14 protein-coding genes are annotated in these 15,214 nt (G+C 48.0%); 5 read left to right on the forward strand and 9 right to left on the reverse strand.

Translation table 11 applies throughout. From position 1 onward, the window contains the following. The first annotated feature begins 1 nt into the window (after position 1). Together GWR21_RS29910 and GWR21_RS29915 are read left to right on the forward strand one after the other, a co-directional pair. Positions 2 to 826, forward strand: coding sequence for a thiopeptide-type bacteriocin biosynthesis protein (locus GWR21_RS29910; protein WP_162335355.1), 825 nt, complete (start codon positions 2 to 4; stop codon positions 824 to 826). Beyond that, positions 807 to 2,648: a lanthionine synthetase LanC family protein gene (locus GWR21_RS29915; RefSeq protein ID WP_162335356.1), complete on the forward strand. Its 1,842-nt coding sequence runs from the start codon at positions 807 to 809 to the stop codon at positions 2,646 to 2,648. Before GWR21_RS29910 ends, GWR21_RS29915 begins: the two co-directional genes overlap by 20 nt. A gap of 67 nt (positions 2,649 to 2,715) precedes the next feature. Here the strand turns inward: GWR21_RS29915 and GWR21_RS29920 are convergent, their stop codons facing one another. From GWR21_RS29920 to GWR21_RS29960, 9 genes are all read right to left on the reverse strand, one after another. Beyond that, positions 2,716 to 3,636 carry an alpha/beta fold hydrolase gene (locus tag GWR21_RS29920; RefSeq protein ID WP_162335357.1) on the reverse strand — a complete coding sequence of 307 codons (921 nt, stop codon included), beginning with the start codon at positions 3,634 to 3,636 and terminating at the stop codon, positions 2,716 to 2,718. 169 nt (positions 3,637 to 3,805) lie between these two features. Beyond that, on the reverse strand, positions 3,806 to 3,994 hold the full coding sequence (locus GWR21_RS29925) for a pinensin family lanthipeptide (RefSeq protein WP_162335358.1): 189 nt from the start codon (positions 3,992 to 3,994) through the stop codon (positions 3,806 to 3,808). A gap of 68 nt (positions 3,995 to 4,062) precedes the next feature. Beyond that, a complete protein-coding gene (locus GWR21_RS29930; protein ID WP_162335359.1) occupies positions 4,063 to 6,195 on the reverse strand; it encodes a TonB-dependent siderophore receptor in 2,133 nt (710 codons plus the stop codon). 26 nt (positions 6,196 to 6,221) lie between these two features. Then, a complete protein-coding gene (locus GWR21_RS29935) occupies positions 6,222 to 7,670 on the reverse strand; it encodes a DUF3526 domain-containing protein (protein ID WP_162335360.1) in 1,449 nt (482 codons plus the stop codon). Further along, on the reverse strand, positions 7,654 to 9,078 hold the full coding sequence (locus GWR21_RS29940) for a DUF3526 domain-containing protein (protein WP_162335361.1): 1,425 nt from the start codon (positions 9,076 to 9,078) through the stop codon (positions 7,654 to 7,656). The genes GWR21_RS29935 and GWR21_RS29940 overlap by 17 nt, the downstream gene beginning before the upstream one ends. Before the next feature lie 24 nt (positions 9,079 to 9,102). Next, the gene (locus GWR21_RS29945) at positions 9,103 to 9,807 is read right to left on the reverse strand and encodes an ABC transporter ATP-binding protein (protein ID WP_162335362.1); all 705 of its coding nucleotides are present in this window, start codon (positions 9,805 to 9,807) and stop codon (positions 9,103 to 9,105) included. A gap of 52 nt (positions 9,808 to 9,859) precedes the next feature. Then, positions 9,860 to 10,192: a hypothetical protein gene (locus tag GWR21_RS29950; protein ID WP_162335363.1), complete on the reverse strand. Its 333-nt coding sequence runs from the start codon at positions 10,190 to 10,192 to the stop codon at positions 9,860 to 9,862. 83 nt (positions 10,193 to 10,275) lie between these two features. Beyond that, entirely contained in the window at positions 10,276 to 11,109 is an 834-nt protein-coding gene (locus GWR21_RS29955) for a hypothetical protein (RefSeq protein WP_162335364.1), read from the reverse strand. Positions 11,110 to 11,215: 106 nt separating this feature from the next. Then, on the reverse strand, positions 11,216 to 12,421 hold the full coding sequence (locus GWR21_RS29960; protein WP_162335365.1) for a multidrug effflux MFS transporter: 1,206 nt from the start codon (positions 12,419 to 12,421) through the stop codon (positions 11,216 to 11,218). Positions 12,422 to 12,582: 161 nt separating this feature from the next. On the opposite strand from GWR21_RS29960, the gene GWR21_RS29965 reads away from it, so the two are divergent. From GWR21_RS29965 to GWR21_RS29975, 3 genes are all read left to right on the forward strand, one after another. Then, a complete protein-coding gene (locus tag GWR21_RS29965) occupies positions 12,583 to 13,452 on the forward strand; it encodes a helix-turn-helix domain-containing protein (RefSeq protein WP_162335366.1) in 870 nt (289 codons plus the stop codon). Between the two features lie 272 nt (positions 13,453 to 13,724). Next, positions 13,725 to 14,411, forward strand: a complete 687-nt coding sequence (locus tag GWR21_RS29970; RefSeq protein WP_162335367.1) for a hypothetical protein — start codon at positions 13,725 to 13,727, stop codon at positions 14,409 to 14,411. Between the two features lie 34 nt (positions 14,412 to 14,445). After that, positions 14,446 to 15,189, forward strand: a complete 744-nt coding sequence (locus GWR21_RS29975; protein ID WP_162335368.1) for a hypothetical protein — start codon at positions 14,446 to 14,448, stop codon at positions 15,187 to 15,189. Positions 15,190 to 15,214: the final 25 nt, after the last annotated feature.

Raw genomic sequence — 15,214 nt, forward strand, 5'->3', positions numbered from 1 at the left:
TATGCAAACAGTATGGTTATCCGCACATCTTTTCTATGCTGGTGATTTACATGTATTACTCCGTGAGCTGGTGATCCCTTTTCTGAAAGACAGGGGCTGCCCGGCTTTTTTTATCCGGTATGGTGAAGGTGGTTTACATATCAGGTTGAGGTGTCAGCTTAAGGTATCGGATGTAACCGGGGTACAGGTAGCGCTGTTAGCGATGGAGAACATATTTGAAGGACTGACGGTCCGGTTTACAGACTACATACCAGAAATTAACCGGTACGGTGATGCACGTAGTATAGGTTGGGCAGAACGACAGTTTGTAGCATCTTCCAGGTACGTGCTGGAGGTATTATCTGCCGTACCGGAATGGTCTACATCGGCTGCATTGATACAGGCACTCCGGATGAATATTGCTATGGCGTGGGCATTAGAGACAGCTGAAGAGGAAATAACAGCCATCTGCAGCCTGTTCATTAAAAGCTGGGTGCGCCGTTTACTTGATCCGTCTAAACCTGCAGGAGAACAGGAGATGTATTACACTGGTTTAATGGAAGCGCGGTTTAATAGTTATGCGAACGTCTTATTGCCGGCGGCAGGCGGTATATGGCATGCATTGCGGAATGAGAACGCGGACAGTTCTTTGCAGGTATTTGCCGAAGAGAACAAACATGTTTTCAGGCAGTACCGTGGGTTAGGATTTGATACCAGTAAGATGCGGGATATTGTTGGCAGTTGTATGCACATGGGGCATAATCGCATGGGGGTATCCAATCTGGATGAAGCCTACATTATGTTCTTTACGCTAAAATGTTTGCAGTATGTCTATGCAGGAGGATAAGCAGGTCATACTACAGGGCCTGTATGAGCTGGCCGCACGGCTGCTACCTGTTATGGACAAGCAGCAGATGATCTATGATCTGGGGCAGCCCGGTGTTTCAGTAGATCTGTTTAATGGGAAGGCAGGAGTGATACTGTTTTATTTGCGGCTGGCTGAATACGATCCCGCTTATCTGCAGGTGGCCTTGTCCGCTGCGGACGTGCTATTATCCCATCCGGCTATATTGCAGCAACAGTACTTTACGTTGTATACAGGCGCTACGGGCTTGTTATACCTGTGCATCGTGCTGTACGAAGCGACCGCATATGAGCAATATCTGGAACGCGCGCACGAACTGGCAGCTGCTTTTGAATACGGGATTTTAAACCAGGTGATACAAGATGATCTTATCAGCGGACATGCAGGTAATTTACTGGTGCTGACGAGGCTATACAGTTATAAAAGAAAGGCCGGTTTATTGTCATTGATACAGCGACTGGCGGACAGGCTAGTAGCGCATGCCAGGATCGCATCACAGGGTTTACGCTGGGGACACCTGAAGAGATCATATGATTGCCTCACAGGTATGTCACATGGTGCTTCCGGTATCGGTCATGCATTGCTACAGGTGTCTGCGTACTTTGGGGATGAGGAACTACTATCCCTGGCGCTACAGGCATGGGCCTATGAAATGACGTATTATGATCCGGACAGGAGGAACTGGCTGGACCTGCGTTTAACAAGTACTCACCTGCAGGAAGCGGATGTTGTGCACTGGCGGCTGGAGGATTTCAGGAAGTATATCAGTGATGTGAACGCGTGGGCGCATGGTGCTGCTGGTGCAGGACTGGCACGCTTACATGCCTGGAAGGTGACTGGCGATCCAAACTTCGCAGAGGAATGTGAGCAGGCGATCACACGCTGTCTTGATGACCTGGTTACTTTGAAGAGAGGTGATTTTACGCTATGCAGTGGATATGCCGGAGTGGCGATGTTCGTGTTGGAAGCAGCAACTTCACTGAACAGACCCTCATTGCGGGAAGCCGCACAGCAACTCGCAGTGAATGCGATTAAGTATTATGGAGAACATCGCACCTACAATAGTTATATCAGCAATGCAGATAGTGATCCCGGGCTCTTTTCCGGATTGGCGGGGGTAGGATATCTGTTTGCCAGTGTATTGCTGCCTGACAGGAGGGAACATATTACGGCGCCATTGATCGGCATACAGCGTAATGATCAACCTTTATATGCGCCAGGGGAACTGAGGCGCCGGTTGTTTGACCGTTATTATGCCAGGACCCTGGCAAAGTTAGTGGACCGATCCCTGAAAATAGATATGGATATTCATTCCCTGGAGCAGCTATTAAAGACATTGGGAGGGGAGGATGATACTTTTACCTATGAGTACAGCCTTACTCAGGTTTGGAAAACGCATCGTGGATCTTGGGCGTATACGCAAAGAGCGATGATACTGGCAGGCATTAATGATCAATTGCGGCGCGAGACGGACATTGTCCTATTAGATACCGTGTTTGAAATTGTACAGGGAGTGGAGGTCTGTACTACAGCACAGCCGATGCATCCGGTTGGCGAAGAAGACAAGGCGGACACGGAAGGGTATTATTATATTCATTATGCGCACCCGCAGGGTGTAAATACTTTTCCTGTCAGTCGCTTTACTGTCGTACTGCTTACTGCTATCGGGTATTCGTTACCGCTCGGGCAACTTGTAAGGGATATGCTGCATCCAAAGACAGATGTATCGATAGCTTTACTGCAGCAGATCGTATTAGCACAGATAAGACGCTTACTGCAAGAAGGATTTATTACAAAGCAATAAAAGGGGTGGCTCTGTATATATGAGCTACCCCTTTATGAGCTATATTTTTGGAATGTGCTGTATGGTCTTATTGCGCCAGGAACCCAACTACTTCTTTCACGAAAGCGTCAGCATTCTGGAACAGCGCCGCGTGTGCTGCATCCGGATATACTACCAGACGGGCATTAGGTAAATGCTGTGACATATTGATAGCGTTCTCCACAGGAACAGGTAAGTCTTCTTTACCCTGTGCAATCAGTACCGGAATGGTTACTTGCTTTAACTCATCCAGTGCAGCCGCATTTGGTTGCGCCCAGCCTAATACTGCCTGTACCGCAGCTCCCGCACTTTCCTGGCTAACAGCTGGATCGCGGTCGGTGGTGCGTTCGTGTACCCTGTTCCAGGATGCAGTACCCGCTTTTATACTTGCGTCAGACTTTGTAAATCCGAAGAACAGGAAGTTCTGTTCCGGTGTCAGCCCAGCACCTGCTGCCAGTAAATTAGTCAGGTTGGACAGACCTACGGCGCCTTTGGGGCCTGTACCAGTCAGGATCATTTTTTTGATCAGTTCAGGTTCAGTCAGCGCGACCTGTTGGGCGATAAAGCTACCGAGTGAGAAGCCTAATAAATTTACTTTCTTCAATCCCATGGCTTTGATAAAGGTAGTGGCGCCTTTAGCCATATCTACAATATTATTGGGAGTTGTACCTGTTGATGCGCCTACCCCATCCAGGTCCACCAGTATCACTTTGTAGTTCTGTGCGATACCATTGGTAACAGCAGGGTCCCAGTCATCCAGTGAACTACCTAATGGCGATAACATTAGAACAGGCGTACCTGACTGGTTGCCCAGTTCACGGTAAGCATATTTTGTACCACCAGCTTCGATGAATTTCGTTTTAGCAGTCTGGTTACTCGTATTGTCGGGTGCTGCCGGTTCACTTTTCGAGCAGGAAATAAGGCCAAGTGCGATTACAGCTGTGCTGATGAGGGTTTTGATCGTTGTCATGTGTGTTGTTGTTTTGATGGTTCAAAAGTCGATCGACCCTGGATGAAAGTCACGGAGAAATACCGTTAGGTGGACAAATTGGAGGGGCAATCGGGCAGATCGCATATCCAAAATAAAACGGGGTGTCTCTTTGTTGTAAAGAGACACCCCGTAGATGGTTTACCGTTTATTATGCGCAGATAATAGTGGTGCACAGGTGGCCTTCGTCATCTGTAGCTACGGTATGTGTAGGATGGCTTTGTCCTGCGAGACCACCAGCCAGACGAGTGTTCATTTCGCTGTCAATGCTGGTTACAAAGCTTTCAATTTTAAGATCATCAATGCTCAGTTTGATCTGGGATACCTGATTGTCTTTCATAAAATAGTATTTAATAGTTATGCCTACTGTTATGGGGTTTCGGCTTATCCCCTTATTGCGCAATGTTTTTATAATCTGATGCCAGCAAATATTTTACAGGAGAGGGGAGCACCCTCGATGTAGTAGTAGGTGCGTACGCCTTCTTTTATTGATCCGACCAGCATGTCGCCGCTGGAGAAGTACCGTCTATTGGTCAGGTTGTCTGCTATAAGGCGTACATACCATTTACCATGTGTGTAGGCTACGCCACCGTCGAACTTTGTATATCCTTTCAGGTCAAAGTCCGGTGTGTAGGTGGCCGTCTTCGTGACTGTCGTATGTCCGAGACTGATGCTGATCCTGGAGATCGCTGTCAGTGGTATGCTATACTGTGCCCAGCTGTTGATGACCTGCTCAGGTGTGAAGGCCAGCTTGTTACCTTCATTTTCCTTGCGGGTGTCTTTACTGGTGATAGCATGGATATAGGCATAGTTGGCGGAAACAGTGAGCCTTTCGGATATGCGGCCGGTGACATCTGCTTCCACACCAGTGCTGGTTGCCTGGCCGATCTGTCTTCTGAAACCGGGGTGTTCAAGGTCGGAGACGAGCAGGTTGTTTTTGATGATCCTGTATCCTGCAATACTGGTAAGAAGGCGCTGCCTGAACCACTCTTTCTTCAGGCCTGCTTCTATACTGTTCCCCCGTTGCGGATCAAACCTGTTGCCGCTGGCATCTACGCCAGACTGTGGGATGAACGACTGGTCGTACATGGCATACACGGCCAGGGAGCTGCTCAGGATGCGGGTAATGCCAAGTCTGGGAGAGAAGGCAGTTTCATCCCGTTGTGGTTGCCTGCTATTAATGGTAACAGGTGTATTGATGGTGAACCGTCCCCCGTAGTTGAATAGCCAGTTAGTGTAGATACGGCTGGTACTGTAGAAGAAAGCCGAGGTCCAGTTGTTCTCCCTGACTATCAGCGCCGGTTTGCCAGTCACTTGTACACTGTCCTTATTCAGACCATATGCAGGATGTGTCCTGTCAAATGTGAAGGCATATAGTCCATAGGCGTTGACGTAATGGTCTTTGCTATAGTTGTAGTCGAGTCCTGCAAAGACAGTATGTTCAATATGGCTGCCGGTTTTGAATTTTCCGCTGATATACGCCTGTACAGCCGCTACACGTCCGGTTATCTCATTATGTACAGGCAACCGGCGTGTCACGTTAGAGCTGTCAAAGTTCACCAGAGAGTAGTTGTCTGATATAAGATACCATACATTTGTGGAGTTGACAGTATACTTGGATTGTATAGTCAACCGCAGCTGCTCATTGAACCGGTGATGGAAAGCCAGTCTGATATGCTGAGAACTGGATCCTGATTGTGGCAGATGTGGATCGCCAGCATAGTTACTGCCGATCCGGTCTTTTAATACTTCACCTTCAGTGCCGATCTTAGTTACACTACTGCCTCCATCTGATCGCATGTCTATGAGGTTGTATTCTGCCAATACATAGGTATCAGGATTGAAGTTATAGCGGACCACCGGCGCAATGACGTATTTCTTTGTCTGCAGAAAGTCCTGGAAACTCTGCTGCTGCTGCCATACACCATTCAGCCGGTATGAAAGGCCTTTGTCCTTCGTTATACTGCCAATATCAGCAGAGGCCCGCCAGAGACCGAACCCACCGCCAGCCAGTTCCAGTTGTCTGATGCGTTGCGCTTTGGGTACCTTGGTGGTGATGTTGATACTACCTCCCGGATCGCCGGAAGAGATGAGGAAGCCTGCGGGCCCTTTAATAAAGTCAACCCGTTCAATTAAAGCAGCATCGTCAACAATAGCGCCCATCGTACTACGTTGCGGCATACCATTTATATAGGTCTCAGCATTGAATCCCCGCATCATGACAGTAGCGGAGGCGTCGAAAACGGAACTGTTGTAACCGATCTTTACGCCACTGGCATTGCGGACAATATCCTTCATGTCAATCCCCCCCTGTTCCCTGATCAGGTCAGCTGTTACACCCGTTATATTCTGTGGTATTTCAAGCAGTCGTCCTTCGAGTCTTAACACCGGTGACATACTATCAGCCTTCATACTTTTTTTACTTTCCATTACCTGAAATTCCTTCAGGTGTTGTTTGCGCAGGCTGTCTGCCTGCTGTTGGGCCTGTGTTTGCAGGACGAAAAGCGATAAGCAGCAGGAAATAGGTATTGATGTTTTCATCAACATAAATGTTTGTAATAATTGGTTTAAATACGGTGTTTCAGGAGTTTCTTTTCCAGTACCACTGTTCCTGCCAGTAGTAGTATAATAGCAAGTGACAGCATATAGCAAATCCCCCAAAACCATTGCCGGCTGCTATCTGAAGAATAGGAATGATCGTAGACGGGCATTGATCTGTAATCATCCGCCGTAAATGGTTTGTTATTGAAGTGGAATGGATACAGGAACGATTGCCATCTTTTCCGGAATAGCGCCGCCTGTGAGTTGAAGTGGTCATAGTCACTGACGTCCGTACGGGCGATGCTGTTCAGCAATGCCTGCGCATAGACCGGTGGGTCATACCGGTATGACGCAACGAGCAGCTGTAGGTCATGTGCCTGTATCGTTCTGACGCTGGAAAGTTCTCGTTGCATCCGCCTCGATACCACTTCATAATAGGCCATCATGCGGCGGGTGCTGCCCGTACTGGTATCGTAGGCATTGGCATTACGATAGACAGGATAATAGGTATAAAAGCTATCCAGCAATTGTTGTTGTGGCCAGTCCCACGTCTCCCATTCAATTTCCCGCTGACGCGATGCGTAGTTAGCTGTATGGTTGTCGGCATCCTGGTGATCGAGCCGTAAATGAAGCAGGGAAGGAAGTACCATGAGGAGTAACAGCCAGGTGCATAACATTGTCATCATATTAAGGACAGCGCCGGCATTCCATGACAGGATAAACCAGATGATACCTGTCCACACACCCAGGTAGGCTCCACTGACCGCCAGCCAGGCTATTGTTTCCCTCCCGGGCAAACTGCCTGTATATATTATACTGATGAGTAGAATAATGACAAGGCAGCACATGATTAGCAGATATCTCAGCAATAGGCGGAAGAAAAGGATGCCGGTAATGCTGCCTTTCTGTGTTACGAGCAGCGATAGCGTGCCTTGTTCTTTTTCCTGTGCGAGCAGGTTGTAGCTGATGCAGATCAGTGCGAGCGGCAACAGGTAGATGATCAGAAAGGAAACGTCAAAGCTGCCGGCCAGCAGGTGCTGTGGATTGTTGACTTTTTCTTCAGCAGGGATGTACTGCTGTTTAATGGTCACGGGGATGTAGTAGGTAGCGATATCGCTCATGCCTGTAGCCAGCACAGAGAAGGCTGTTGGCGGATGTATCGCTGTCCTGTGTAGTTTATAGTCAATCACTGCCGGATGTGTAGCCGCCAGGTACGTTGCTTTTCCTTCTGGTGAAGCCGTGTCGGCATGCAGTCCGCTATATAACTTTTCGTAGGCGATCGTATAGTCCCTCCGGATACTGTCCAGGGTGTTCAGCTGGCTTGTACGGCGGTGATGACCGAACGAAAGCGCGGCCATTCCCGCTGATATGATGATCAGTACCAATACAGGTAATGTGCCTGTCCGGAGCAGCATACGGAGTTCGAATGCAATGATCTGTAACCAGGTATAGATTTGATTATTCAACGCTCGCATAGTGTGTGATAATTTGTAACAGGCAAATAGAAATTATCAGCCATGCCAGTAAGGCCGCTATCATAGGCCATTGATGCTGTAGCACGAATCCAAGCTCCGGCGGTGTGTATTGAAAAGCTGGCATAGTACGGTAGAATGCGGTGGTGGCTGCTACCTGCTGCGCATCTTCCTGCTGACTCGCTGTTGCAAGCAGGTGATTCAGCCGCCGTATGAAGTCATTCCTGTAAGCGCTGGCGGCTTTATAAAAGTGCTGTTGCTGTAGATAACCAGTACCACACAGATCCATAGATATACTATGGACGGCCATATAGGGATCAATAAAGGCCAGGTAAGAGTTAAACGTATTCTGAGCCTGTATAATGCTATCTGTTTTGGCGGCATAGGTATCATAGACCATTTGTGTATAGTCTTCGCTGGCTTGCATGAGAATGGCGTTCAGGTTCACGGGAAGCTGCTCTATACTTTCAGCATGGTATTGTTGGAGTGTTGCATCAATGACCTGTTGTTGCCGTTGTTCCCGGGAAGAGTGACCATCAATGCCGGTTTTGATCGCTTTCTCTATTTTTTCCTGTAGCCAGTACCGGGAGGGTAAAGGGTATTGTTCCGCAGCTATACCAGCGCCCAGGCGTGGCACCATGATATTCCAGCAAAGCCAGATACCTGTCAGCAGGAGAAGTGATTGCCGGGCGTTCCGCGCGAATGCAGATACAGCTACTGCCAGTAGTACAAAGATGCTGACGTAGATGGCATAGATAAGGATCAATAACAGCAACCGCATGTAGGTGGAGATAGTTGTTGTATACAGATCACTTATGAACAGTAAAGGAAGATACATCAGTAAACTCACCAGCAGTATTCCGTTAATGGCGGTGAGCTGATATTTTACTTTACTCCGGATAATATGTGTCTGTGTGGATCCCTGAATGAGGAGTAGTTTTAATGTTCCGGTGCTTTTTTCCTGCAGGTAACTATTGTAGCAGGCAAAGATGATCAGCAGCGGCAGGAAGAGCAATAGTACGTTAGCAGGCGTGAGTGCTCCGAAACGAAGATATGTGTCCGCAACCCGTAATGCAGGAGTGGCCATGCTATGCTGCTGGTGCGCCTCAATACGTAAGGAAGAACCTGTAAAGTGTTCCATTCCGTTATCAAAGCTGCTCAGCAGGGACACCGGTTTAAATATATAGGTACCAAAATGAGCCGCACTATGCGGATCACCGGTTTGCAGTTGTTCCCATTGCTGCCGGAAATGCAGATTGGCAGTCTGACGTGCCCGCATAGTCTGGGCCGCCTGGTGATGTGTCCGCGCAAAGGCAATACCCATCAGCAGTATCATTATGAGCAGGGCGGCAGGTAGCGTATAGGTACGCAGTCCCGTCAGCCACTCTTTGGTTGTGAGTAGTAGCAACATGTTCATGAAATATGTATGGTAAAGTCAGACGGTGCGCATGTGCTCCATATAGATGTGTTCCAGGGTATAGTGATCAACTGCATCTGCTTCCATTGAGGTGATCAGCCGTCCGTTTTTCATAATACCTATATGTGAGGCTACTTCTCTGGCACGGTACAGATCGTGTGTAGCCATTAGTACGGCCCGTCCTTCATCACTAAAGCGCCGGAGAAGTGCAGAGAATTCGTTACTTGCATGCGGATCCAGTCCGGAGGTAGGTTCATCCAGCAGGAGGGCCGCTGCACCCTTGGCGGTAGCAATAGCAATACCCACTTTCTGACGCATACCTTTGGAGTATGTTTTAACGCTTCTGTTGACAGCATTTTCGGGTACACCAGCATCATACAGTAATTCAGTATAGTGATCGCGATGGAGATGCTTACCCGTCAGTGAGTGAAAGAATACAAGATTTTCCAGTCCTGTCAGGTGCGGATATAGCATGACTGTTTCCGGAATGTAGGCAATATGCCGTCTGGCTTCGTTAACTGACGCTACAACATCAATGCCATTGACCAGGGCACTGCCTTCCGTTGGCTTGAGGAAGCCAAGGAAGCAGTTGATGGTAGTCGTCTTGCCTGCACCATTAGGTCCCAGCAAACAGTATATTTCACATTTTTGTACAGTAAGGTCAAGCGCATGCAGCGCTGTATGCCGGCCAAATCTTTTGGTCAGCGCAATAGCTTGCAACATAGCATTATAGGAATGCGGTTATAAAGGGGATGTCAGAAAAGTGTGTGTAGCGTTAATTACGGGAAGTGGGAGGGCCTCTGTCCGGCTGCGTATCTTTAAACAGCTGAGAAGGTATATATAGATATGGTGTGTCTTCAGTGATATAATAAAATGCGGGCTCCTGTATGGCCGGTATCAATGGTACTACCGCATCTTTGGAAAGATTGTAATCACAGATCGTACAGTCATGCGTATGGTGTAGAGCCGGTGTGGAGGTCGCCGTTTTACACTTTACAGAAATGGTGTCATGACGATGGAAAGCTTTCACGCCCTGTACATACACTAATGCGGCCATGAAGAGAAAGGCCGTTAGTTTTTGTATGAATGTATGTCGGGTTGAACGCATAGCATAAAGATATATAAATGTAACTATGTTGCAAAAAAATAAAAGAGATATTTTTTCAGGAACATCGCCTGATCGTAAGGTCTTTATTGTGCATAAGCGTTTAATGCTGTCAGTGCATCACTGATCTTTTTTGCCCAGCGAGCCTGTGCGTCGGCATTCAGGCCGTGTTGCGTTTCTGCGTCGTACAAGGTTTGTTGCTCACGGTACAGATCATACGTTTGTAGGAAAGCTTCTTTTGAGATGCTGGTGGCACTGGCGGGTGTTAGCGCTGCGATAGCCAGTGTTTTTCGCAGACTTCTGGCATATGCTTCACAAAGGTCGAAATGTAATTGTTCATGCGCGAGGAGGGAGGGACTTTGCTGCCCGTCTCTTACGCTGCTCTGGTAACAGATAAATTCACTGGTAACGGTTACATTGGCTTTACCCGGTGCGTGTAAGGTATCTACCCGGATGCCGAAGCGGCAGGAGGTCCTTGCGCCGACATTAAGCTGACGGATCGTATTGGGATTGCCTTTATAATCATCCCAGGTTAATGGCCTGTCCGGACTCCAGGTAAATTTACGTTCATATGCTTTGGGGTCGTCTACTTTATACAGGTAAGCGCTGATCTGGTCACAGCGATGTTCCCTGTCAGGTGTACTATAGCTGGTTATTTTAATAACATTGGCGCCACGGGTCCTGGCAGTCTGTTTCATTCGCAACAGGATGTCATCGTATGCACAGGCTGGAGCGATGGTATTGTCTGTTGAATGCAGGACACCGGCTTTTTGTCCGCTGCTGAAACGGTCTTCTTTCTCCAGTACCAGCACGAAAGCGGTATCAGGAAGGGGAGACAGGGAAGTATATTCCACAGTGCGGAGTCGGGGAGAACAGGCAATGATGCAGATGGCCGGTAAAAGATAAAGTAGTTTTCTCATGAATGAATCAGCTATTAATCGTCTGTCGGGGGTGGTATAGCAGTAATCAGTTCATTGTAAGGTACAGAAAATATGCCTGATCTCATCCGGTCATCTGCGGATGTGCCTAAGCTGTCTGCAAAGTATGACTGATCAGTCGTTTCTTACCGAAGGCTATCAGCAGCAATAAAGTGAGTGTTGTACATCCGAACATGACACCTGCCATTACAACAGCCGTACCATTGAATAAAAAGCTGACCAGCCAGGAGGCCACAACGCCTGCGATCATCTGTATAGCGCCTAATACAGCGGATGCTCTCCCTGCTGCTGCTGTGAAAGGCTGTAGTGCCAGGGCAGTCGCATTCGGATTGATGAAACCAAGGCAGAAAAGGAAACTGAACGTCAGGCACAGGGTGAGTGGCGCACCGGCTATGTTCAGCGTGGTGGTGACCAGCAGTAGTAGACCTGTTATAAACAGGGCAATACCAGCGTAATAGGTAATTATCAGACTCTCATATTTCTTCAGCAGCACCCGGTTGATCTGGCTACCGGATATGAGTCCACAGGCATTTAATGCGAAGGCCCAGCTGTAAGCCGTGTCACTGAAGCCAAATTTATGCATGAATACAAAGGGAGAACCGGCTATATACGCATACAGCCCCGCGTAGCTGATACCACCTGCGAAGGTGTATACCAGGAAGGTTTTATTTTTCAGTACAGCATTGTACTCGGGCAAGATGTCTTTCAGGCGCATAGAGACCCCGGGATCGGCTTTTTGGGTCTCCGGCAATAATGTATAGGCGGCCAGGATCAATCCCAGTGAAATAAGCCCCATAATGCCAAATACCCATCTCCAGCCGGCCAGTGTATTCACCATACTGCCAAGGGTGGGTGCGATGATAGGGGCTACGCCCATGACGAGTACCAGTGTTGACAGGACCTTCGCGGTATCTTTTGCGGGGAACAGGTCCCGTACCATAGCCCTGCTGGCCACCATGCCTGCACAACCGCCCAGTGCCATGAACAGGCGTACGGTTATCAGCATATTGATATGAACCGAAAAAGCACAGGCCAGTGCCGCCAGCAGGTAGATCAGTAAACCGGCATACAGCGGTTTTTTACGCCCGAAACGATCGATCAGGATGCCATATATCAGTTGACCGGTACAAAGGCCCGCATAATAGCTCGTAAGCGAATATCCGACATGTGCCATATCCGTATGCAGGGAGGCGGCGATACCGGGGAAGGCAGGCAGGTACATGTCGATCGAGAACGGACTGAGCGCAATGAGCAGTCCCAGGATGATGATAATAGTGTTACGGTTGTTTTGCATATTGTCAGCTTAATTCGATACAAAGTTCGTCAGCCGGCGGTCCGGTAAAGGATACTTTTGCGTATATTCCGGATACAAATAGAACATGGCAATCCTGCTTTGTCCCGGTTGTAAGCTGAAATCCTGTTTCCGCAGGATATTTTTTGAACATTGTCAGTATCATGAAGCGTATCGATAAATATGAAGGATTGTATGGGGAACGTGCACCGAAACCTGAGACAGGTTACCTGTATTCAGAACTGCTGTGTACCCGTAGCCGGGAATACGACTGGTATATTGAGCCGCATGTTCATCCTGCGTTATACCAGCTGTTTTTTGTGGAAATTGGTCATTTTACCTTCTTCGAGGCGGACCGGCAGCGACGGCTGGCAGCCCCCTGTCTGATACTGATCCCGCCCATGGCCCTGCATGGATTTGACTATGAGTCGAAGGCCGACGGGCATATTCTGACATTGTCGGACGTGATGGTCGATACCCTGTTTCCCGGAGAGACGTTAACGCCGATGCTCACCGGTATACGTTGTTTCAATGATTTCAGTGGTCCCTATACGGCTACAGCTATACAGGCACTGATGCAGGCGGTAGGCATTGAATTGTTCAATGATCAGCCGGAAAAGCAGCTGATGTTACGTGCCTGTCTGCAGCAGCTTTTTCTGGCAGTTTACCGGATGTGGCAATATTCACAGCAAACCGCGACACAGTCAGATAATCATTCGCTGGGATACTTCCGTAAATTCCAGCAACGCATCAGGGAAGCGGGTACAACGCAAAGTATTGCGGCGTTGGCAAAAGAACTGGGCATTACACCTGTACATCTGAACCGCATTTGTAAAGAGGTAGCCGGAAGATCAGCAGGACAACTGGTGCAGGACCATCTGCTTGAAGAGGCGAAAAAATACCTTCGCTATACTTCTTATTCAATATCAGAAATCGCTTATCTGTTGAATTTTGAATATCCCAATTACTTTGCACGTTTCTTCAGAAAACATACTGGTATGACGCCGGGTGCATTCAGGGAGCATCAGGCATAGGTAGTTGCTTTTTATAATGGACAAATACCGCGTGTCTGCCAGACAGAACCTTTAAAGGTTCTGAAAAAAAATAATTTATAATTTCGAACCAAATGATTTTTGCTGCGTTTTATACATACGTCAGTTAGAAAAGATCGAATGTTATCCTCTTGAAAAAGCACAACAGCGGAAGTGATAGTGTTTCCCTTTATCGCTCCAGAGACTGGTTACAATGTTAAAGACGACAGTACCGTGCGCGTACTGTAAGCGATTATCTATTCCCGGATTTAAAAATGTCTGCTTCCATCGGTAGTACAATCGAGCAGGATACCTGTTCCATCCAGGTAGTGAATGTTGGTACGAATACGATTACGGTAAGGTATGAAGGCCTGCCTGGTAATCAACCCAAAGATTATGGGAATTTTGTGGCGGTATGGGAATCTACAACGATCCCCTGGAATGTTGTGCCTGTAAGGATTGCGCCGGTACCACAGAACTCAGAGTCGGGTGACTTTGTGATCGGTGGACTGACCATCACTGCTAATGCCTACATTGTTGGCTACGGCGTAGGACCGGCTATTACTGATATCTGTACCTGCGCTTTTATTTCGCCTATTGTGTCATTGGCCGCAACAAAGCCTGTTACAGTTTCGATGACGTTGCTGCACGTAGACATCAACTCATTATCTGTTCAGTATTTTACCCTACCCGGATACCTGCCGGGGTACTACAGGAACTGGATCGGCATATGGGAAGGATACGCTTCTCCATACAATGCCGTGCAGCCGATAGGTTTTACAAACATCACCAGTAATGCCAATCAAGGCGCTGTAGGTATTGATCATCTCACTTTGTATCCAGGTACTGTGTATACGCTTGTTTATTTTATGGGGGCAATGGATCAAAATTGCCAATACCCCAAGATATTAAAGAACGCCGCCGCCATACTCTACTTTGAGACACCGCCGGCCACTATCTGAAACCGTATTTTCTCACATTCAAACTCCAATACTCATGAGTACCAAACATGATTCTTTTGCCCCTGAAGTAGCCCCTGACACGCTTATTGCAGTGAATACGCGACTGCTGACCACCTCCATCAACATTACCCAGGCAGGACAGAACTTTGTAAGTGTATCCTACAATACGCTGCCTGGTAACAATCCAAGTGCAAACGGAAATTATCTTGCCGTATGGCAGACAAACGACAACAGTATTCCCTGGAATACACCTGCAATAAAGATAAAGAAACTCACAGGTGTCAACTCAGCAGGTGATACCATTATCGATGGTATTAACCTGACTGCCAACAGCTACCTGGTGGCTTATGGCGTAGGACCCGAATTAAGCGGCTCCGGTCAGCAGAAATATGGCAACGCCTGCGCGACTGCATTTATCTCCGCACTGGGACAGCCACCAAGAGATCCGTTCAGCCCAACCATCAAGCTGAATAACTTAGGTACCAATTCACTCATTGTGGATTTTCGCCTGCCTGTAAATATTACCCCTCAGTCTAATGGTGCATGGATAGGTTTGTGGGAAGCCGATTCTATCTCCTATAACACACAACCTGATTACGCAAACAGCATCACCATTGATAAGGGTACTGGCCAGGCATTCATGACCGATATCGTTATCGGACGTGATACGACCTACACACTCGGTTTATTCCTGAGCGGATGGCAGGGTAGTGGAAAGATTAATGGCCTTGGCGCTGCCGCAGCTGAGCTGACATTCCAGTCTCCGTCAGATCTTTAGTCAACAGATAATGCCATTGCTCCTT

Origin of the sequence: Chitinophaga agri, from assembly GCF_010093065.1 — a bacterium.
Classification (GTDB): Bacteria; Bacteroidota; Bacteroidia; order Chitinophagales; family Chitinophagaceae; genus Chitinophaga; species Chitinophaga agri.